Origin of the sequence: Cognatiyoonia sediminum (genome assembly GCF_900129845.1) — a bacterium.
Lineage (GTDB): Bacteria > Pseudomonadota > Alphaproteobacteria > Rhodobacterales > Rhodobacteraceae > Cognatiyoonia > Cognatiyoonia sediminum.
In genome coordinates this window covers 15052-34008 of record NZ_FQXB01000002.1, presented here as the reverse complement: position 1 = coordinate 34008, position 18957 = coordinate 15052, and the positions used below count along the sequence as shown (strand labels likewise).

The 18957-nt window shown below is 54.1% G+C and carries 23 protein-coding genes; 15 read left to right on the top strand and 8 right to left on the bottom strand.

Translation table 11 applies throughout. The annotated features are described in order from the left end of the window. Nucleotides 1-87 precede the first annotated feature (87 nt). From aroA to BUA85_RS08370, 3 genes are all read left to right on the top strand, one after another. Nucleotides 88-1440 (top strand): 3-phosphoshikimate 1-carboxyvinyltransferase, encoded by a 1353-nt coding sequence (aroA, locus tag BUA85_RS08380; protein ID WP_072900511.1) that lies wholly within the window; start codon nucleotides 88-90, stop codon nucleotides 1438-1440. Nucleotides 1441-1505: 65 nt separating this feature from the next. After that, entirely contained in the window at nucleotides 1506-2117 is a 612-nt protein-coding gene (gene cmk, locus BUA85_RS08375; protein ID WP_072900510.1) for a (d)CMP kinase, read from the top strand. A gap of 63 nt (nucleotides 2118-2180) precedes the next feature. Then, complete coding sequence (locus tag BUA85_RS08370) at nucleotides 2181-2699, top strand: hypothetical protein (protein WP_242649029.1); 519 nt, start codon at nucleotides 2181-2183, stop codon at nucleotides 2697-2699. Between the two features lie 22 nt (nucleotides 2700-2721). On the opposite strand, the gene BUA85_RS08365 is transcribed toward BUA85_RS08370, so the two are convergent. Then, nucleotides 2722-3279, bottom strand: a complete 558-nt coding sequence (locus BUA85_RS08365; protein ID WP_072900509.1) for a hypothetical protein — start codon at nucleotides 3277-3279, stop codon at nucleotides 2722-2724. A gap of 146 nt (nucleotides 3280-3425) precedes the next feature. On the opposite strand from BUA85_RS08365, the gene BUA85_RS08360 reads away from it, so the two are divergent. From BUA85_RS08360 to BUA85_RS08350, 3 genes are all read left to right on the top strand, one after another. Then, nucleotides 3426-4097 (top strand): chloramphenicol acetyltransferase, encoded by a 672-nt coding sequence (locus tag BUA85_RS08360; RefSeq protein ID WP_242649028.1) that lies wholly within the window; start codon nucleotides 3426-3428, stop codon nucleotides 4095-4097. Nucleotides 4098-4307: 210 nt separating this feature from the next. Further along, nucleotides 4308-5987 carry a 30S ribosomal protein S1 gene (rpsA, locus tag BUA85_RS08355; protein ID WP_072900508.1) on the top strand — a complete coding sequence of 560 codons (1680 nt, stop codon included), beginning with the start codon at nucleotides 4308-4310 and terminating at the stop codon, nucleotides 5985-5987. A gap of 209 nt (nucleotides 5988-6196) precedes the next feature. Beyond that, the gene (locus BUA85_RS08350) at nucleotides 6197-6715 is read left to right on the top strand and encodes a peptide-methionine (R)-S-oxide reductase (RefSeq protein ID WP_083526225.1); all 519 of its coding nucleotides are present in this window, start codon (nucleotides 6197-6199) and stop codon (nucleotides 6713-6715) included. A gap of 60 nt (nucleotides 6716-6775) precedes the next feature. Here BUA85_RS08350 and BUA85_RS08345 read toward each other — a convergent pair whose 3' ends face one another. Beyond that, entirely contained in the window at nucleotides 6776-7123 is a 348-nt protein-coding gene (locus BUA85_RS08345; protein WP_072900507.1) for a hypothetical protein, read from the bottom strand. Between the two features lie 453 nt (nucleotides 7124-7576). On the opposite strand from BUA85_RS08345, the gene ihfB reads away from it, so the two are divergent. From ihfB to BUA85_RS08310, 7 genes are all read left to right on the top strand, one after another. Next, a complete protein-coding gene (gene ihfB / locus BUA85_RS08335) occupies nucleotides 7577-7858 on the top strand; it encodes an integration host factor subunit beta (protein ID WP_072900862.1) in 282 nt (93 codons plus the stop codon). 12 nt (nucleotides 7859-7870) lie between these two features. Continuing rightward, a complete protein-coding gene (locus BUA85_RS08330) occupies nucleotides 7871-8227 on the top strand; it encodes a LapA family protein (protein WP_072900505.1) in 357 nt (118 codons plus the stop codon). Nucleotides 8228-8230: 3 nt separating this feature from the next. Beyond that, complete coding sequence (locus BUA85_RS08325; protein ID WP_072900504.1) at nucleotides 8231-8884, top strand: phosphoribosylanthranilate isomerase; 654 nt, start codon at nucleotides 8231-8233, stop codon at nucleotides 8882-8884. 125 nt (nucleotides 8885-9009) lie between these two features. Further along, the gene (trpB, locus tag BUA85_RS08320; protein ID WP_072900503.1) at nucleotides 9010-10242 is read left to right on the top strand and encodes a tryptophan synthase subunit beta; all 1233 of its coding nucleotides are present in this window, start codon (nucleotides 9010-9012) and stop codon (nucleotides 10240-10242) included. A gap of 164 nt (nucleotides 10243-10406) precedes the next feature. Further along, nucleotides 10407-10772 carry a PepSY domain-containing protein gene (locus tag BUA85_RS16785; RefSeq protein WP_165611597.1) on the top strand — a complete coding sequence of 122 codons (366 nt, stop codon included), beginning with the start codon at nucleotides 10407-10409 and terminating at the stop codon, nucleotides 10770-10772. A gap of 89 nt (nucleotides 10773-10861) precedes the next feature. Then, complete coding sequence (locus tag BUA85_RS16845; protein ID WP_207548136.1) at nucleotides 10862-11287, top strand: PepSY domain-containing protein; 426 nt, start codon at nucleotides 10862-10864, stop codon at nucleotides 11285-11287. After that, on the top strand, nucleotides 11287-11793 hold the full coding sequence (locus BUA85_RS08310; protein WP_072900502.1) for a helix-turn-helix transcriptional regulator: 507 nt from the start codon (nucleotides 11287-11289) through the stop codon (nucleotides 11791-11793). Before BUA85_RS16845 ends, BUA85_RS08310 begins: the two co-directional genes overlap by 1 nt. Here BUA85_RS08310 and BUA85_RS08305 read toward each other — a convergent pair. Genes BUA85_RS08305 through BUA85_RS08285 form a run of 5 tightly spaced genes read right to left on the bottom strand, consistent with a single transcriptional unit; the run spans nucleotide 11790 to nucleotide 15975 of the window. Continuing rightward, nucleotides 11790-12167: a DUF2237 family protein gene (locus BUA85_RS08305; RefSeq protein ID WP_072900861.1), complete on the bottom strand. Its 378-nt coding sequence runs from the start codon at nucleotides 12165-12167 to the stop codon at nucleotides 11790-11792. The two genes, BUA85_RS08310 and BUA85_RS08305, sit on opposite strands and share 4 nt — an antisense overlap. Beyond that, entirely contained in the window at nucleotides 12167-13321 is a 1155-nt protein-coding gene (locus BUA85_RS08300; protein WP_072900501.1) for a serine hydrolase domain-containing protein, read from the bottom strand. The genes BUA85_RS08305 and BUA85_RS08300 overlap by 1 nt, the downstream gene beginning before the upstream one ends. Continuing rightward, nucleotides 13315-14343, bottom strand: a complete 1029-nt coding sequence (locus tag BUA85_RS08295; protein WP_072900500.1) for a DUF2332 domain-containing protein — start codon at nucleotides 14341-14343, stop codon at nucleotides 13315-13317. Before BUA85_RS08295 ends, BUA85_RS08300 begins: the two co-directional genes overlap by 7 nt. Beyond that, on the bottom strand, nucleotides 14340-15014 hold the full coding sequence (gene pth / locus BUA85_RS08290) for an aminoacyl-tRNA hydrolase (protein WP_072900499.1): 675 nt from the start codon (nucleotides 15012-15014) through the stop codon (nucleotides 14340-14342). Before pth ends, BUA85_RS08295 begins: the two co-directional genes overlap by 4 nt. Before the next feature lie 40 nt (nucleotides 15015-15054). Beyond that, nucleotides 15055-15975 (bottom strand): NAD-dependent epimerase/dehydratase family protein, encoded by a 921-nt coding sequence (locus tag BUA85_RS08285; RefSeq protein ID WP_072900498.1) that lies wholly within the window; start codon nucleotides 15973-15975, stop codon nucleotides 15055-15057. Nucleotides 15976-16066: 91 nt separating this feature from the next. Here BUA85_RS08285 and BUA85_RS08280 point away from each other — a divergent pair, with 91 nt between their 5' ends. Next, the gene (locus BUA85_RS08280; protein ID WP_072900497.1) at nucleotides 16067-16948 is read left to right on the top strand and encodes a LysR family transcriptional regulator; all 882 of its coding nucleotides are present in this window, start codon (nucleotides 16067-16069) and stop codon (nucleotides 16946-16948) included. 138 nt (nucleotides 16949-17086) lie between these two features. Beyond that, a complete protein-coding gene (locus tag BUA85_RS08275; protein ID WP_072900496.1) occupies nucleotides 17087-18211 on the top strand; it encodes a DUF418 domain-containing protein in 1125 nt (374 codons plus the stop codon). 30 nt (nucleotides 18212-18241) lie between these two features. On the opposite strand, the gene BUA85_RS08270 is transcribed toward BUA85_RS08275, so the two are convergent. Then, nucleotides 18242-18898, bottom strand: coding sequence for a 50S ribosomal protein L25/general stress protein Ctc (locus BUA85_RS08270; RefSeq protein WP_072900495.1), 657 nt, complete (start codon nucleotides 18896-18898; stop codon nucleotides 18242-18244). Between the last annotated feature and the right edge of the window lie 59 nt (nucleotides 18899-18957).

The window sequence follows — 18957 nt, the reverse complement described above, 5'->3', positions numbered from 1 at the left end:
GAAGTATTTTGGCTCAAAAGACGCGAGGCGATGGACCCTTCGCGGGCTTTGGGCTAGAGGACGGACAAATCACTGAAAGGTCGCAGAATGTCTGGTCATGGCACCCCGATTCCGATGACGTCTCGCAAAGCGGGACCGTTGAAAGGTGACGCTCATGTGCCTGGTGATAAATCTATTTCGCATCGATCGCTGATCCTTGGCGCGATGGCCGTTGGCGAGACGCGGATCACGGGTCTGCTAGAGGGCGAAGATGTGCTCGATACCGCCAAAGCGATGCGGTCGTTTGGGGCGACGGTGACAGATCATGGCAGCGGCGAGTGGTCGGTGCACGGTGTTGGGGTTGGCGGTTTTATGGAACCCGATCATGTGATCGATTGTGGGAACTCCGGCACTGGCGTGCGCTTGATCATGGGGGCAGCTGCAACAACGCCGATTACGGTGACGTATACTGGCGATGCGTCACTGAACGGGCGTCCCATGGGGCGTGTGACGGATCCTTTGGCCTTGTTTGGATCGCAAGCGTTTGGGCGCGAGGGCGGGCGGTTGCCGATGACCTTAGTGGGCGCCGCTGATCCTGTGCCGGTCGTCTATGAGGTACCGGTGCCTTCAGCTCAGGTGAAATCTGCCGTGCTTTTAGCCGGTCTGAATGCACCAGGGCAGACGGTCGTGATCGAGAAAGAAGCCACACGCGATCATACCGAGCGGATGTTGCAAGGTTTCGGTGCAGAACTCTCCGTCGAAGAGAATGAAGATGGGCGTCGGATCACTCTAACAGGGCAACCAGAGTTGCAACCGCAAACGATTGTAGTTCCTCGTGATCCGTCCTCTGCGGCGTTTCCTGTCTGTGCGGCTATCATCACCCCGGGGTCGGATGTGTTGGTGCCGAATATCGGCTTGAACCCCACGCGGGCGGGTCTGTTCACCACATTGCAAGAAATGGGTGCGGACCTCGTTTATGAGAATATGCGCGAAGAAGGTGGAGAACCCGTTGCAGATTTACGCGCTAAGTTTTCGCCTAATCTTAAAGGCATAGCGGTACCTCCGGCCCGGGCCGCGAGCATGATCGACGAGTATCCCGTTTTGTCGGTCGTCGCAGCTTTTGCCGATGGCGTGACCGACATGCAAGGCGTCAAAGAGCTGCGCGTGAAAGAGAGCGACCGGATTGACGCTATGGCGAAAGGCTTACGGGCTGCTGGAGTGACCGTCGACGAGGGCGATGACTGGTGGACAGTCACTGGCCTTGGACAGGGGAATGTCCCCGGTGGCGTAAGAGTGGCCAGTCAATTGGATCATCGCATTGCTATGGCGTTCATGGTGATGGGGATGGCGACCGAAAAGCCGATGACGGTGGATGATGGGTCGCCCATCGCAACATCGTTCCCGATCTTCGAAGACCTTATGGGCAGTCTGGGCGCCAATATCACACGCGCCAATAGCTAAGGGATGCCCTAGCGTTTTGCGGGGCGACGCGCTACGCAAGCCAGATAACTTTATCGGAGGCTCTCATGTCGTTCACCGTTGCGATTGATGGCCCTGCCGCCGCGGGGAAGGGCACTGTCAGCAAAGCCGTTGCTGCGCATTTTGGCTTTGCGCATCTGGATACTGGCCTTTTGTATCGTGCCGTAGGTGCAAAAACCCTTGCAAGTGCGCATGCGGTCGACGCAGCCAAAAGCCTAGTGCCAAAAGACCTCGAAAACCCCGAATTGCGCACGCAAACGGTGGCCAAGGCCGCGAGTGATGTGGCGAAAATCCCAGAAGTCCGGGCGGCCCTCGTGGCATTCCAACAAAGCTTCGCAAAACGCGATGGTGGTGCGGTCTTGGACGGGCGCGACATAGGAACAGTCATTTGTCCGGATGCGGAGGCGAAGCTTTTTGTGACGGCGAGCCCCGAGGTACGCGCACAAAGACGCTATTCTGAATTGCTTCAGCGGGGTGCAGAGGTCACTCTCGAAGGTGTTCTTGCTGATGTGCAGGCCCGCGACAAGCAAGATCGGGAACGCGAAACAGCGCCTTTGGTTGCTGCCGACGACGCGATCCTGATCGATACCTCTGAGCTGAGTATCGAAGATGCAATCGCCGCTGCCATTGCTGCGATTGAAACAAAGCGTTCGACTTAGTCACCAAAGCGTGGTTCGCCTCGTGATCCAAAGCCCGCTAGGCTGAGGGTAGGAGGACACCCCATGTTCCGTTTTTTGATCATCTGCCTGATGTCTTTGCCAATCGCTCTATCGGCGCAGGAGAGGGAGCCTTTGATGACTCCTGACAGGATGTTTCAGATAGCGCTCGCCTTAGATCCTGATGCGCGCCCACTGCCCAATGGGATCGAAATGACCATCGAAGACGTCCCGGTTCTGATCGTCGCGGATATCGTGGCCAATAGAATGCGTGCCATGGTCCCGATCCGTTTGGCCGAAGGTATGACGCCAGAAGAGTTGGAGCGGGTTTTGCAGGCGAATTTTGATACAGCATTGGATTCAAGATATGCGCTCGCCAACGGGAGACTTTGGGCGGTCTATATCCACCCCTTTGCGCAACTCGAACGGGATCAGTTCATTTCCGGAATTGCCCAGACCGTGAACATTGCCAATTCTTACGGAACCCTATTTTCAGGCGGTGCGGCTCAATTTGGCGCGGGCGATCTCAATTTGGCGCGGGCGATAGTGTCGATTTGCAGCGCGATCTTTTGCAAGAGTTGCTAGATTGCGGGCAAGAACTCTAAGTTCAGTGCCGGCGTTTCCAGACGTCGAAACTCAACCTAATTTTCGTGTCGTCATAATCAACGGCTGGCTCCGGTGTGAGGCCCTCGGTCTCTGACAGGGCCGTCTGATCTAGCGGCCAGCGTTTAAAGTAGAGCGGTGAAACGTGTGGAAATTTCTTCCATTCGTTCAAGCATGGCGCAGAAAAAATGGCTGTCATTGGCGACCCATTTGTGATCCTTTGATGAGCCTTGTCCAAGATCGTGATTACGATCGCGTCCTCTTCGTCGAGAGCCAGATCGGCCTCCGCCGTCCCATTTGAAAGCTCACCCTCATAGAAGGCGGGATTGCAGGCATGGAAAATCGCGAGAGCTGTACTTCGGTCGAGCTCTGGTTGAGAAAGTATCGCGTCGAATAAGACGAGTTCAGCTTTCAGTCCGTGCACCGTCGTAAAAACAGTCAAATCATCTTTTGAGGCGCTTTTGACGAACGCGACGAGGGCATGTTCGTCAGAGCAAAACACGTCCAATAATGGATCAGTGGCTCGCCACGCACGGCGACATTCATTCACGGAAACGGTCATTTCCCACCTTCGACAAAGTTCCCTGTCCGAGGCATAAAGGCAGATATGGTCAAAAGTTTGACTATTTGGCCTCAGCTCTCAGGTGTCACATTCACTCAGGAACGTGTCATACGGAAGGGTGAAAAGAGCTAGAAAGTTCTCATTGGGTGACCAATTTGAACAAAGGGATGAAAGGCCTCGCGATGGCGGAAGTGATCATCGACCAAGAAAACTGGGCGAGAAAAGATCAGTTTGACTTGTTTCGCTCCTACGAGCGTCCGCATTTCGCAGTCACTAAACGGCTCAACGTCAACCAGCTCATGACGGTGCAGAAACCGAAAGGCACGTCGCCTTACCGTGCTTGCCTCTATGCCATCGGCGCAGGGATACATGCCGTCGACGAACTCAAGATGCGGTTTCGCGATGATATTGTCGTCCGTCACGATGCGATCGACCTTTCGATGACGGTGCCAAAACAAGATGGCGGGTTTGCTTATGGCTACGTGCCATTTCATCCCAGTTTTGCCGAGTTCGACCGCATCTCCAGCGCGCTGATCGAGGAAGCATCCAAGGGAGCGCTTGCGCCGAACACCGGCCAGCGCGATGACCTCGCATATCTGTCTTGCATGCCTTGGCTAGATTATTCCTCGATCAACAACGCAATGCCCCACGCCGGTGACTGCATCCCGCGTGTCTCTTGGGGCAAAATCGTTAAAGATCCCGATGGCATTTGGCGGATGTCCATGACGCTTGAAGTACATCACGCGCTGGTCGATGGTGAACATGTCGGGACGTACTTCGAACATGTGCAAACAGCTCTCGACAGTATATCGGCATAACGCCGCCCAATCCCCTTGCCACATTGGAAAATACCGCCTATACGCCCGCTTGTCTAAGCGTCGAGACAGGCGCGGGCACTGAGACTCGAGCAGGGTTGGATTTTCCAACCCTGTTTTTATGTTTCAAAGCCTCGACCAATTGAAACCCAAAGACCGGCGGAGACAACCGCCCGGCCCGTATAAAACGAAAAGTTAGGAAACGAACGCCACATGGCTGAAAACGTATCAATGGAGGAATTCGAAGCCCTCCTAAATGAAAGCTTCGAAATCGACACGCCGCAAGAAGGTAGCGTTGTCAAAGGCAAAGTCATCGCAATTGAAGCGGGCCAAGCCATCATCGACGTAGGCTACAAAATGGAAGGCCGCGTTGAGCTAAAAGAATTTGCAAACCCAGGCGAAGACCCAGATCTATCCGTTGGTGACGAGGTTGAAGTTTATCTGCGCGCTGCAGAAAACGCCCGTGGCGAAGCGGTTATCTCTCGTGAGATGGCGCGCCGCGAAGAAGCTTGGGATCGTCTGGAAAAAGCCTATGCGGATGAAGAGCGTGTCGATGGCGCGATCTTTGGCCGGGTTAAAGGCGGCTTCACTGTTGATCTTGGCGGCGCGGTTGCGTTCTTGCCGGGTTCTCAGGTTGACGTCCGCCCGGTGCGCGACGCTGGCCCATTGATGGGTCTCAAGCAGCCATTCCAGATCCTGAAAATGGACCGCCGCCGTGGCAACATCGTTGTCTCCCGCCGCGCGATCCTTGAAGAGTCTCGTGCAGAACAGCGTGCAGAGGTTATCGGCAACCTGGCAGAAGGTCAGGACGTCGAAGGTGTGGTTAAGAACATCACCGAATACGGTGCATTCGTTGACTTGGGCGGCGTAGACGGCTTGCTCCACGTCACAGACATGGCGTGGCGCCGTGTGAACCACCCATCTGAAATCCTGACAATCGGTGAAACGATCAAAGTTCAGGTCATCAAGATCAACAAAGAAACACACCGCATCAGCCTTGGCATGAAGCAGTTGCAAGCCGACCCATGGGATACGGTTGCAACCAAATACGCTCTCGGCACAGTCCACATGGGCCGTGTGACAAACATCACCGACTACGGTGCGTTTGTCGAGCTTGAGCCAGGTGTTGAAGGTCTGGTGCACGTGTCTGAGATGTCTTGGACCAAGAAGAACGTCCACCCAGGCAAGATCGTGTCTACGTCTCAAGAAGTCGAAGTCATGGTTCTGGAAATCGACGGCACCAAGCGCCGCGTCTCCCTTGGCCTCAAGCAGACACAGCGCAACCCATGGGAAGTCTTTGCTGAGCAATTCCCAGAAGGCACTGAAGTTGAAGGCGAAGTTAAGAACATCACCGAATTCGGTCTGTTCGTTGGCCTCGAAGGCGATATCGACGGCATGGTTCACCTGTCAGATCTGACTTGGGAAGGCCGTGGCGAAGACGTGATTGGCGACTTCCGCAAGGGTGACATCGTCAAAGCCAAAGTTGCTGAAATCGACGTTGAAAAAGAGCGTATCTCGCTCTCCATCAAAGCGCTCGACGGCGACCCATTCGCAGACGCTGTTGGTGGCGTGAAGCGCGGTTCGATCATCACTGTTGAAGTGACCAAGATCGAAGACGGCGGCATCGAAGTGGCTTACGAAGGCATGACGTCCTTCATCCGCCGCTCTGACCTTAGCCGCGACCGTGCTGAGCAGCGCCCTGAGCGTTTCGGCGTTGGTGACAAGATCGACGTTCGTGTGACCAACATCGACAGCAAGACCCGCAAGCTGGGTCTGTCAATCAAGGCACGCGAAATCGCGGAAGAGAAAGAAGCCGTGGAACAGTACGGTTCCTCCGACTCCGGTGCATCCTTGGGCGACATCCTCGGTGCCGCGTTGAAGGGCGACGAGTAAGTCTTTCTCGGTTAAGTATTAGAAAAGCCCCGCAGATGTCTGTGGGGCTTTTTTTGTTTGCTTGGTGACCCATAAACTCCTCACGCCCACTTCAATACCCAGTGAGAACGCAGCAAGTTGAAACTGGCGTTACCACCGACCCGCTAACCTTGCAGACGTCTTTATCGCGAAGACTCTCTCCTCTCACGACGTCAGCAAGGACTAGAACAATGACCAAAATCCAAAGACGAGAGTTGTTGGCAGGCACCGTTGCCGCAACAGCGCTCACCCTTACCAGCAAATCAGCTTCGGCCGATGTGCCAGCGGGCCGTGACCCGTTCACTTATGAAGTACAACGCACCGATGCCGAATGGCGCGAACTATTGGGCGATTCCTATCCCATCATGCGTGAAGGAAAGACCGAAAAGCCATTCTCCAGCGACACATGGGCCGAGGCGCGCGAAGGCGAATACCGCTGCCGAGGATGCGACCTTGTGCACTACTCTTCATTCACCAAAGTCGCGTTGGCCAAAGGCTGGCTTTTCTTCACAGCGTCAGAGCCCAATTCGCAACTAATGTCGCAAGACGGGCCAAACGTTATGGCGGACGGGAACTCCCCCTTTGATGTCATCATCGAAGTCCATTGCCGCCGCTGCGGTAGCCACACGGGGCACATTCTGAAAGTGGATGGGCGCACGCTGCATTGCATCAACGGCGCATCGCTCGATTTCATCGAAGCCACCGCTTAGCAAAACAAAGAGAGGGCCGCTCAAAAGCGGCCCTCTCTTTTTCGTATCGGATCGAATGAATTATTCGACGTCGATTTTGATGCTGTCTACAGCATTGTCTGGGTTCATGAAGTCATCACCTGTGAACAGGAATGCGATGACGTCCTGACGTACTGGGTGACCCAGAACAACGCGTGTTTCGCTGTTTGCGCCTTCACGTACAGATGCAACGCCCAACAGACGGCCAACTTCGTCTTTGTGGTTGTCGAAGACTGCAACGTAGCCATCAGCAGATGCTGTCAGAGGTTCGAAAACGATGACGCTTGAGTTCTGGTCAACGTCTGCTTCCATACGTGCAAACATGTCTTGTGCAGAAACTGCAGTAGCGGCGAGGATTGCGATTGTTGTCGCGAGGATGGTTTTTTTCATAGTAGCTCCATTTGTGTGTGAACGAACGGGTATCGCTCGTCTGGATGTTGTGAAGCAGGTCTGAGGGCCTCGACGCAACGAAACTTCACAAGTTTCCAAGAGCTGTGAACACGTGTGAACGATGGCTCGCAATTTCGTGGGCGACGCGTGAATCGGGTGTGAAATCCTGTGAACGGATAGCCGAATTTGATCACGCTATTTGTAACACTCGCGATTTTTATTTGGTTACGAATCAGATCAATCAGGTTTCTGGCGGCAAGAAAATGAAGGGCACTTGCCTTAGCCCATCGAAAGGCGAATCCGTTCTGACCGGCCAAAAGATTGACAAATCGTCACTTTTTTCGATGTTTCGTGCCACCATCTTGTTTCGCGATGAAAATTTTTGGCTATAGTCTTTACGAAAGCAGCTCTGCCGGCTGGAAAAAGACTTACTCGCCTTTGGGGGGCTATCACATGATCCGCTCTGAATTGATCCAGAAACTCGCTGACGAAAACCCACATCTTTATCAGCGCGACGTTGAGCGTATCGTGAACACCGTTTTTGATGAGATAACCGGCGCTATGGCCAAAGGTCATCGTGTTGAGCTCAGAGGCTTCGGAGCCTTCTCGGTGAAGAAGCGCGATGCTCGTGTAGGAAGAAATCCGCGCACTGGTGAATCTGTCAGTGTTGAAGAAAAGCACGTTCCGTTCTTTAAGACGGGCAAACTCTTGCGTGACCGCCTCAACGGCGGCTGAGGTAAACTAGAAATGAAAGCTATTCGTTACGGCTTCTGGGCCATTGTCGGGCTTTGTTTGATCTTTGTTGGGATCGCGAACCGCGAATTTGTCACCGTAAAAGCAATGCCGACTGCATTCGCAGATTTCCTTTCCATCTCGCCCACCATTGAACTTCCTTTGTTTGTCGTGATCATGTTGAGCGTCGGCGTCGGGCTCTTGATTGGGTTCCTTTGGGAATGGGTGCGTGAGCATCGTTTGCGCTCCGATGGCCGCGCAAAGGCGCGCGAAGCAGATCAGCTGCGCAAAGAAGTGGATGAACTGAAAAAAGCCAAAGCATCCGCAGAGGGCGACGAAATCCTTGCCCTGCTGGATTCGCCCACGCGATAAATCATGACTTCCGACGTCCGAATAAAAATCTGCGGTCTCACAACGGCAGAGGATATAGACGCGACCGCGCGCGCGGGCGCGCATTATGTCGGATTCAATTTCTTTCCCAAATCTCCGCGATACGTCGATCTTGATCGCGCGCGCGAATTGGCTGTGACAGTGCCCGTGGGGATTGCAAAGGTTGCGCTGGTTGTGAATGCCGAAAATGACGCGCTCGATCAGTTGGTGGATCGGGTTCCAATCGACATGTTACAGCTTCATGGGAGCGAAAGCCCAGAAAGGGTCGCCAAGGTGAGGGATCGCTACGGTTTGCCCATCATGAAGGTCCTCGGGATCGCGTCAGAAGAAGACGTCTCGAAAGTCGACCTCTATAGCGACGTTGCTGATCAATTGCTCTTGGACGCCAAGGCGCCGAAAGATGCGGCGCTGCCCGGTGGCAATGGGCTCACATTCGATTGGACGCTTTTGGCAAACCGAAAATACTGGACGAAGCCGTGGATGCTTGCGGGAGGCCTTACGCCTGAAAACGTTGCCGAAGCGATTGCCCGCACAGGCGCGCGACAGGTTGACGTAGCGTCCGGTGTGGAGAGTGCGCCCGGTCAGAAAGACGCTGGATTGATCGAAGCGTTTTGCAGGGCGGCGCTAGAGGACATTTAGGCAAACTCTGCATCGCTCCAAAGAAATCGTTCAGGCCTCTTCCACCGCTTGAGGCATTCTGTCGCTTTACCCTGTCTACGCTTCGGGATAAGCCTGTCGCGTTAACGCAAAGTGAGATCACGCGAATGGCGCAAGACCTTTTCAATTCCTTCATGACCGGCCCCGATGAAAAGGGCCGCTTCGGTGATTTTGGTGGGCGGTTTGTCTCTGAAACCCTCATGCCACTGATCCTTGAGCTTGAAGCGCAATATGAGAAGGCCAAAACCGATGACAGCTTCTGGGCAGAGATGCACGATCTCTGGACCCATTACGTCGGTCGTCCCAGCCCGCTGTACTATGCGGAACGTCTCACCGAACATTTGGGCGGCGCAAAGATCTATCTCAAACGGGATGAGCTGAACCACACAGGTGCGCATAAGATCAACAACGTACTTGGCCAAATCATCCTTGCCCGTCGCATGGGCAAAACTCGGATCATCGCTGAAACTGGTGCTGGTCAGCATGGCGTGGCAACCGCGACCGTTTGTGCCAAATTCGGTCTCAAATGCATCGTTTACATGGGCGCCCACGACGTAGAGCGTCAGGCTCCAAACGTTTTCCGCATGCGCTTACTGGGCACAGAAGTTGTCCCAGTCACATCTGGTCGCGGCACATTGAAAGATGCAATGAACGACGCCCTACGCGATTGGGTAACCAACGTGCGCGACACTTTCTACTGTATTGGCACCGTCGCAGGTCCGCACCCGTACCCAGCCATGGTGCGTGACTTCCAATCCATCATCGGCAAAGAAGCCAAAGAACAGATGATGGCTGCCGAGGACCGGTTGCCCGATACAATCATCGCAGCGATCGGCGGTGGCTCTAACGCGATGGGACTGTTCTACCCGTTCCTTGACGACAAAGACGTCGGCATCATCGGCGTTGAAGCTGGTGGCAAAGGCGTGAACGAAAAGATGGAACACTGTGCATCGCTGACCGGTGGCCGCCCTGGCGTCCTTCATGGCAACCGCACCTACTTGCTACAAGACGACGATGGCCAAATCCTCGAAGGGTTCTCCATCTCCGCCGGTCTCGACTACCCCGGCATTGGGCCAGAGCACGCATGGCTGCACGATATTGGCCGCGCGCAATATGTGTCCATCACCGACGTCGAGGCACTCGAAGCCTTCCAGCTCTGCTGTCAGCAAGAGGGGATAATCCCAGCGCTCGAACCCTCACACGCCTTGGCACATGTGATGAAGATCGCGCCAGACCTGCCAAAAGATCACATCATCTGCATGAATATGTGTGGCCGCGGCGACAAGGATATCTTCACCGTCGCACGCGCTTTGGACTTTGATATGGGCGAATTCGAGTAGCAAACGCCCTTAAGTCGATCGGATAAACCTCAGTTTATCCGCTTTATCCTGAGGTTTATGGCCTGTGCCCTAAACCTGCAGCACATTCCTTTTGTGAACACTCTGAACATCATGGCCGGTAATTCGGCTGCGTGGTGCGGCCGTGATCACGAAAGGACAGACCTATGAACCATCTACTGACAACGACCGCGATCTCCATGATCTTAACCGCAACGGGTGCAACCGCTGCCACAATCGAAGAGCAGGTTAAGACCGAACTTTTGTCTCGCGGCTATGAAGAGATTGAAGTTCAAAACGCCAATGATCGCGTCGCTGTCGCCGCCGTCCGTAACACAGTTGTTTTAGAGATCGTCTATGACGCGCTGACCGGTGAGGTCTTGGTTCACCATGTCGAGGAACTCGACGTTGAAGAGTTGAGCGAAGCCGATGTTTTCGACCTGCTCGATGAGGACGACGAAGACGAAGATGATGACGAGGATGATGAAGATGACGAAGTCGAAGATGATGATGATGACGACCACGATGAGTAGGTCACAGGCTCCTTCTCTCAGTTAGGCGTCTCAACTTTTTTGTCCCCGACTGCTATGGTGGTCGGGGATTGGTGTTACGGGAGAAGCCGATGAAGCTCGTATATTCTGGATTGCTCAGCCTAACTCTGGCGCAGCCGGCATTTGCGCAAACAGCCGAAGAGCAGATCATCACCCAACTTCTTGGGCAGGGATATACTGAGTTTCGGATCGAGCGGACCTGGCTCGGACGCGTTCGGATCGAAGCGACAGATGGCGATCGAGATCGTGAACTCGTATTCAATCCATACACTGGCGAGATTCTGCGCGACCGTTGGTATGTCGAGGATGATGATGACGACGCTGATGAAGATGACGACGAGGAAGATGACGAAGACGCAGATGATGACGAAGACGACGATGAGAAGGATGATGACGACGAGGATGACGACGAGGATGATGACGAAGATGAGGATGACGATGATGAAGACGATGACGACGAAGATGAGGAAGATGACGAGGAAGATGACGACGACTAATGCCTTCCTCTCGCCACGGCTCATCTAGCCAAAAGACATTTTTGATAGCTCTTTTGATCGTGCAAATCGCTTGCGCGGCTCTTTACCTAATCAATTTACTTTCCAGCATTACCGGAATTGGCGTCCTCAGCTGGGCCGTTCACGAATTCATCGAATTAGGCGCAGCGCTTGGTCTCTTGTTAGGCGTCATTCTCGGCGCGATCACTTTGCGCCGCACTCTGCAACGCAATCAAATTGTAGAAGATCAGCTAAAGGCCGCATCAGGCGCCTTTATGGACCTCCTAAACGAGAGATTTGAAGAATGGGCGCTCACACCGGCCGAACGGGATGTCGCGCTGTTCTCCATTAAAGGCCTGTCCATTCAAGAAATCGCAGGCGTGAGAGACGTCAGCGAAGGCACGATTAAAGCGCAAACAAACGCAATTTATCGCAAAGCAGGCGTAAGCGGCCGGCCTCAGCTTTTGAGCCTATTTGTCGACGAGTTGATCGAATTGCCGCAGGCCTAACCTTCCGGCGAGGCATTCTCCGTCAATACCTCAATGGGTACGATATTCAGCGCTTTCACGTGGGTCGCATCCAAATTGACCTTCGGCGCGCATCCTTCCTCATGGGCTTGCAAAAACCGGCTGGCACAGAGGCACCAATGGTCGCCGGGGTTCAATCCCGGAAACCCCCATTGTGGGCGAGGCGTGCTCAGATCGTTTCCGACATATTTTGAGTAGGCCAAAAACTCCTCAGTCATGACGGCACAGACTGTATGACTGCCGGTATCTCGGTCGCATGTGTCACAAGACCCGTTGCGAAAGAAACCCGTCATCGGATCGGTAGAGCAGGGGGCCAAGGCGCCTCCCAGTACGTTCAATGACGGGTCTTTCTCTATCACTCTAGGCTCTCTGCAATCTGACGAAACATCTCTTCGTTGCCGCGCCCGACGCCCGCTTCACGAAACGATCGGTTTGCTGCGTTCAAGACGATTACCACATTCCGAGACGGATCAATATAGGTGTACTGATCATAGATTCCACGCGCCATAAACTGCCCATCTTCGGACCCAACAGGTATCCACCACTGATACCCATACCTTGTTTCGCCTGTTTGCGTCGGCGCGCTGGGCGCGGTGCTTTCCTCCACCCAGGCCTCCGGCACAATCTGTTGATCGTTCCAACGCCCGCCATTCGCGATCATCTGCCCAAACCGCGCATAATCCCGCGATTTCATGTTGAGCCCACCTAGCGCGAAGGCCACGCCATATCCGTCAGTGAGGTAGTAGGGTGCGGCTTCCAAACCCATCGGCTCTGCAATCTTCTCCGACAACAGATCGGTTAAACTGCGCCCTGTCGCGCCGCGTACCACCATGCCCAACACATGCGTGTCAATGGATACATATTGCCAAGTCTCGCCTGGGTCTGCGTAGGTCTCAGTCAGGCCAGCTGCAAACTCATCCATCGACCCACCCAAGGCGAGGACGCGGCCCATCTTGTTGATATCTGAATCGTAGTCGAGGTAATCCTCGTCAAACACGACGCCCGATGACATTTGCAAAACGTCCTTGATCGTTGCGCCGTCATAGGCACTTCCCACCAGCGATGGCGCATATTGCGTCACGGGATCGTCGACCGATCCAATCGCGCCTTCTTCCAGCAGGATGCCAAAAAGCGCCGACAACCAGCTTTTCGCCATCGACCAACTGATCCGCAGGTCGTCTTCGCCCGTGCCCTGGTAGTAATCTTCGAACACAACCGCACCGTCCTTCAAAACCACAAGCGCCGTTGCCGAACGGCTTTCGAGCCAATCTTCAGTCCCGTCCGGAAGCGTGACGGTCGCGGCAACCGGCAACTCCGAAACGTCGCCAGAGGAAGTTAGGGAGGTGTTCAGGAACATCGTGTCCATGTTGGAGAAGTTGTTCACGATCTTCTCTTCTGAGAAGAGGCTATTTACAGCCAGTAGGCGCTTCAATTCTTCGCCTTTCCAAACCCAACCGATGATGGCGATCACGCCCAAAAAGACGACGATCCGTCCTAGCCATTTCAACATTGTCCGCTCCACTCAATCCAACGGCCGTGGAAATCCGCACGGCCGAGGTTGAGCGTGACATCGCCGGGCCAAAGGCGCAAGGTTAACGCCGCGCCACGTGCGCCGCCGTCATTTTCCATCGAGAACCATGCCAGAGGGGTTTGGTCGGTCGTCTGTAACCCTGCAGCCTCGATCAGTTTAGTGCCTTCCGTTTGTCGTTCAGAGGGAAAGTACTGCCAAGCAATCGTGTGGTAGATCATGTGGGTTTGGCGTGGCACATGCGTCAGGCGCGGGGCGAGCCAGTCAATCGCATCCGCTTGATTCACAAGCGGTTCGGCAATCTCTATTGCAGCCGCTGTACGCTCAATGCGATCTGGTTGATCCGGCCAAAGATAGGCCCGAAGGCGCAAAGCGGCCAGTGGGTTAGTCGGGTCGAGGGGGTTCAAATCTACGCCCTGACGTTCGACCACCGATGGTGATGCTATGGGTGGCTTAGGGCCAGACCAGTCAGGCTCCAGCAATAGCGTTCCGCTTTGCCCCCAAAGCGCATCTCCGATCCTGAGCCCATAGTGATCCCATTTCAGGTTCAGTCCACCACTTGCTCCAAGTTCGGAGGTTCGTAGTGGCAAACCAAATCGATCCGCGACCACGTGGGCTGCGGCAATGATGGCAGATGACCGGCGCACCTCGTTTGTCTGAGGCGCGCTTTTCACCCAATTGCAGAGGAAATCGTCGTAGTCGATCAAAACGCCTTCAACAGCGTCCCAAAGAACCTCGTCGGAAACTTTGGAAGGTGGATAAATCCCGTCAAACGCTCGCCCCTCAAGATAAAGCGCATGCAACCCGCCAGCGACCCTCAGCGGTACGCTTTCCCCACGCGGCGACAAATCGCCAGTCCACGAATAGACGCGGTCTTTCAAAGCCGTCTGCGGCCAATCTCGCTCCGAAAACAAGTTACATAGCTGCGCCATGAAAGGCGACCCAAGGGAAGCGCAAGCTATGGACTGATAGCTGAACGCTTCCCGAACCGCTGGAGGCGTCATCGGAATTTATCCACCAGCTTTTGCAGCGGCGAGCGAGCGTCTTCCTCAACAGGTTCTTCGACCCTTGGAGCTTGCGGTTTCGGCTTCGACTTAGATGACCGTGCGGGCGCAACCCTCAAAGCGATGGCATTCAGAAACTTGTCACCATTCCCCGCAACAAGCTCAGGTGCACCATCCCCAATGCCGCGCAAAACATCGTCCAACCATTCTGCATCGGCTTTCGGGAAATCGCGCAGCACATAGCCTGGCACAGCATCCTTATGTCCGGGATGTCCAATGCCCAACCGCACACGGTCATAGTCAGCTCCGATATGCCCGTGGATCGACCGTAGCCCATTGTGGCCAGCATGTCCGCCGCCGGTCTTCAAACGAACCTTTCTGGGGGCGAGATCCAACTCGTCATGAAAGACGATCACGTCAGCCGGCTCTAATTTATGGAACCGCATCGCTTCGCCAACCGATTGGCCTGACAGGTTCATAAACGTCTCAGGCTTGAGCAAAATCACCTTGTCCGACCCAAACCGCCCTTCGCTGATTACCCCTTGGAACTTGGATCGCCACGGACCAAAACCATGATCCGACGCAATCTGATCCATCGCCATAAAGCCGATGTTGTGACGGTTCTGCGCGTATTTCGCGCCGGGATTTCCAAGGCCGACAAGAAGTTTCATAGCGTCGGTCTAAACGCTGCGGCGCAGAAAGACAAAGATTTCAAGCGATGGCTATAGCGATCGCTTCCTTGATTGGGATCGGCCGGAAGTTTGGCGCAAGCTTTTGCAACTTTGAGCCATCAATCTGATGCGGTTTCTCCCATAGATAGCGCATCTCCAGAACTTCTCGTATCATCGGTTGGAAAATCGACAAGAGACGCATAATGCCCCACGGCATTGAGCGTACCTTTAGCGTTTGCCCGCTTGCCTTCTCTACCAAGCGTTTCAATTGTTCGCCTGTAAGCGAAAATCCGTCGAAACCCACGTCCTCAAATCTTGCGAGGTCTTCACGTACATCTGCGAGATGAACCATGGCACGTGCCATATCGGGCAGAAATGCCCAAGCATGCACCACGTCCAAATTCCCTGGATACACCATCGAACCTGTTTCGATCTTGTTGACCATATGGGACTCGAACCAATTGCCTGTGTCTTTGCCTTCCATAAAGTCTCCGCCGCGAAAAACGATCGTTTGAACGCCATCAACCGCCGCATCTTCGTAGGCCCGTTCCATTGCAACGCGAATGCGACCTTTTTCGGTCGTGGGCCGTTGAGGTGTGTCCGTCCGTAGGACCGAGGGCATATCAACGCCAAAGTTATAGACATTCCCAGGGATCATCACGCTGGCACCGGAAGCCTTTGCGGCGGAGATGACGTTTTCAGTGATAGTTGGAACTGTTTCGGCCCAGTCAGTGTAAGGTGGATTGACTGCGTTCACGATTACGTCTGCGCCAAGGCACGCTTTTTGAACACTTGAAACGTTCATCACGTCGCAAGTGCGCAATTCTACGCTAGACGGGAATGAACTCCCAACCATATTGCGACGCGCAGCGATAACCGTCCAATCGGCACTATGAAATGCTTCTACCGCATTCCGCCCAAACCGCCCCTTAGCACCCAATACAACAACTGTCTTTGACATCTGATCTACTCCTTTGCGTGTACGTTAGGAGCTAGATAGCTATCCAATTTATGTGTATAAATTGGCGAAATATAAATCGAGATATTCAATTATGAATGGCAAGGTTCCTTGGCAACTCCTGCAATCCATGGCGGCAATAGCCGAACATGGATCACTCTCCGCTGCTGCACGAGAAGTTGGCGTAAGCCAACCGACGTTGAGCAGGCACCTATCTACCTTGGAAGATCTCTTAGGTGATCGCTTGTTTGACCGGACGCGCGAAGGAATGGCGCTCACGGTGAAAGGCGAACAGCTTTTTCAAGAGGTGCGCTCGATGGCCGACACGGCTGGGCGCATCTCTCGCAAGGGAGAGGAAGAAGCCGATGATTTGTCAGGAACTGTTCGCATTTCGGCCAGCCAAATTGTTGCGACCTACCTTTTGCCAGACATACTCACCGAACTTCGCAGGAAGACGCCGCATCTCGCCTACGAAGTGGTGGCGTCGGACACCTCACAAAACCTGATCCGTCGTGAGGCTGATATTGCTGTCCGCATGTATCGGCCAAGGCAGTCTGATCTGTTCATTCGTAAAGTCGCCGAACTCAAACTCGGGATCTTTGCCCACCGCGACTATATGGCGGGCAAGGACACGATAACTGTTGATAACTTCATGTCCTTTGACGTCATTGGCTATGATCGAAGCTCTCTCATCCTTGATGGCATGCGCGCTTTGGGGATGAAAGTCGATCGTGACGACTTTGCCTTTCGGTCTGACGACCAAGTTGTATGTTGGAATATGGTTCGTGCCGGTTATGGTCTTGGCATGATGCAAGTAGAGCTGGGCAAAAGGGATCCCAATCTCGTCCATTTTGCCTCCGAGATTGATATCGGCAGCATGCCAGTTTGGCTTGCAGCACACAAAGAGCTCAAAAGCAGTCCGCGTATTCGAATGGTCTTTGATCATCTGGCGACGTCTTTCCAACGCGCGTCCTAGGGCAATGATTATGGTTGGCTTCGAGCCAGTCACCAGTTACTGTTGTGTTATTCGAGCCCGCTGCCGCTAGCTTCGCAGAAGTGTTTCAATCCTCGCCGCATCAAATGCCAGAGGGAATTGCTTTAGGAGTGGCTTTAAATGAATCCCGATCGCGCACTCATGCCCGACTATTTGCGCCTGATCGCTCTGTTCGGGATCGTGGTTGTAAACGTCCAGTTCTTCGCCTACTCCATTTCCATTTCTGATGAGACGGCTCCGGCCGTGTCGATTGCAGATCAGATTACAAAATTTCTGGTTGAAGGACTGGCGACGCTCAAAAGCTATGGCCTCTTTTCGTTCATGTTTGGCGTCGGCCTCGGATTTCTGATGGCCTCAGCTGAACGTCGGTCCATCGACTTTGGTCCACTATATCGGCGGCGCATGATCGGTTTGCTGATCCTTGGGTTTCTACACGGCACTCTTTTCTTCTATGGCGATATTCTCTTCATCTACGGTTTGATGGGCAGCCTTTTGTATTTGATGCGAAATTGGTCTGTCCGACGTTTGACGCGGATGGGCACAATCCTGTTGGTTGCCTCAGTTGGTATCGGATCCCTCTTGATGCTAGGCGAGGGCGGTATTCCACAGGAGTTTCTAGATCTCGAAGCTGTGGTCATGACTGAAGGAAGCTTCTTCGATGTTTTCCTGTTCCGATCCGTATCGTTCGCCATAGTCGTTTTCCTTCTGATCTTTATCCAAGGGATCGCCGCACTTGGATGGTTCTGCCTTGGCCTTGCAGCGGTCAAAGCTGGCATCATCGACCAACCAGATCACCCAATTTGGGCCAAGGCCCGGTCGATCGCACTGATCCCGAGCGTCGCCCTCAGCCTCATCGGTGCTGGTATGACCGTTTGGGGGGATATGACCGTTGGCCAATTCATAGTTGCCGCCGCTGCACCGCTGGCCACGCTTGGCTACCTTGGACTGATCGCGCAGTTATCTCGACATCCCGGACCGATCACGCAAAAGCTCCTCGCAGTAGGAGGATCAAGTTTGAGTATCTACCTTGGCCAGTCGATCCTGTTGAGCTTGATTTTCGCGCCTTATGGCTTGGGCCTATGGGAACAGGTCGGTCTGGCGACAGCCGAACTCATCGCTGTATCGGTAACGATTGCTTTGATCATGGCCTTGAGCCTCTGGCGGCTGAAATTCCGACTTGGACCCTTCGAATGGGTCCTGCGGCGTTTCACATACGGTCGGGCACAAAAAAACGGGGCCAGCTAGGCCCCGCTTAAATTCGCTAGAGGTAAGAGATTACTCTTCCGCAGCTTCTTCTTCTGCACCGCCTTCAGCAGCCTCTTCACCACCTTCTTCGGCTGCGTCTTCATCATCCGCAATCGCGTTCTTCGGCGGCTGGATGTTCGCAATAACGAAGTCACGGTCGACTGTCGGTTTTGCACCTTCTGGCAATGTCACGCTGCTGATGGACAGTGTGTCACCGATCTGCGCTTCAGCCAGTTCGACATCGATTGCCTCAGGGATATCACCTGCAAGAACTTCTAGTTCCACTTCAGGGCGAACAACAGTCAGAACGCCGCCCTTCTTGATGCCTGGGCATGTGTCTTGGTTGAGGAAGTTTACAGGGATCATCAACTTCACGCGTGTTGTCCGCTTCAGGCGCATCAGGTCGATGTGCGTTGGCAGATCTTTAACAACGTGACGCTGAACGCCGCGGCAGATCACGCGGACGTCGTCGTGGCCTTCAACCTTGAGGTTGTAAAGCGTGGACATAAAGCCACCCTTGCGCAGGCGTGTCAGCAATTTGTCGAAGTTTACGTTGATCGGAAGTGGGTCAGCACCACCACCATATACAATGCCAGGTACGTCGCCGGCGCGGCGAGCTGCGCGAGCGGCCCCCTTGCCTGTCCCCGCGCGTACCGTGGCGTGAAGATCAGGGATCTTATCAGCCATAGTCGTATTCCTATAATGTAGCGGCCGGCCTCCAAGGGTGTCCGACCTGATGAAGCTCG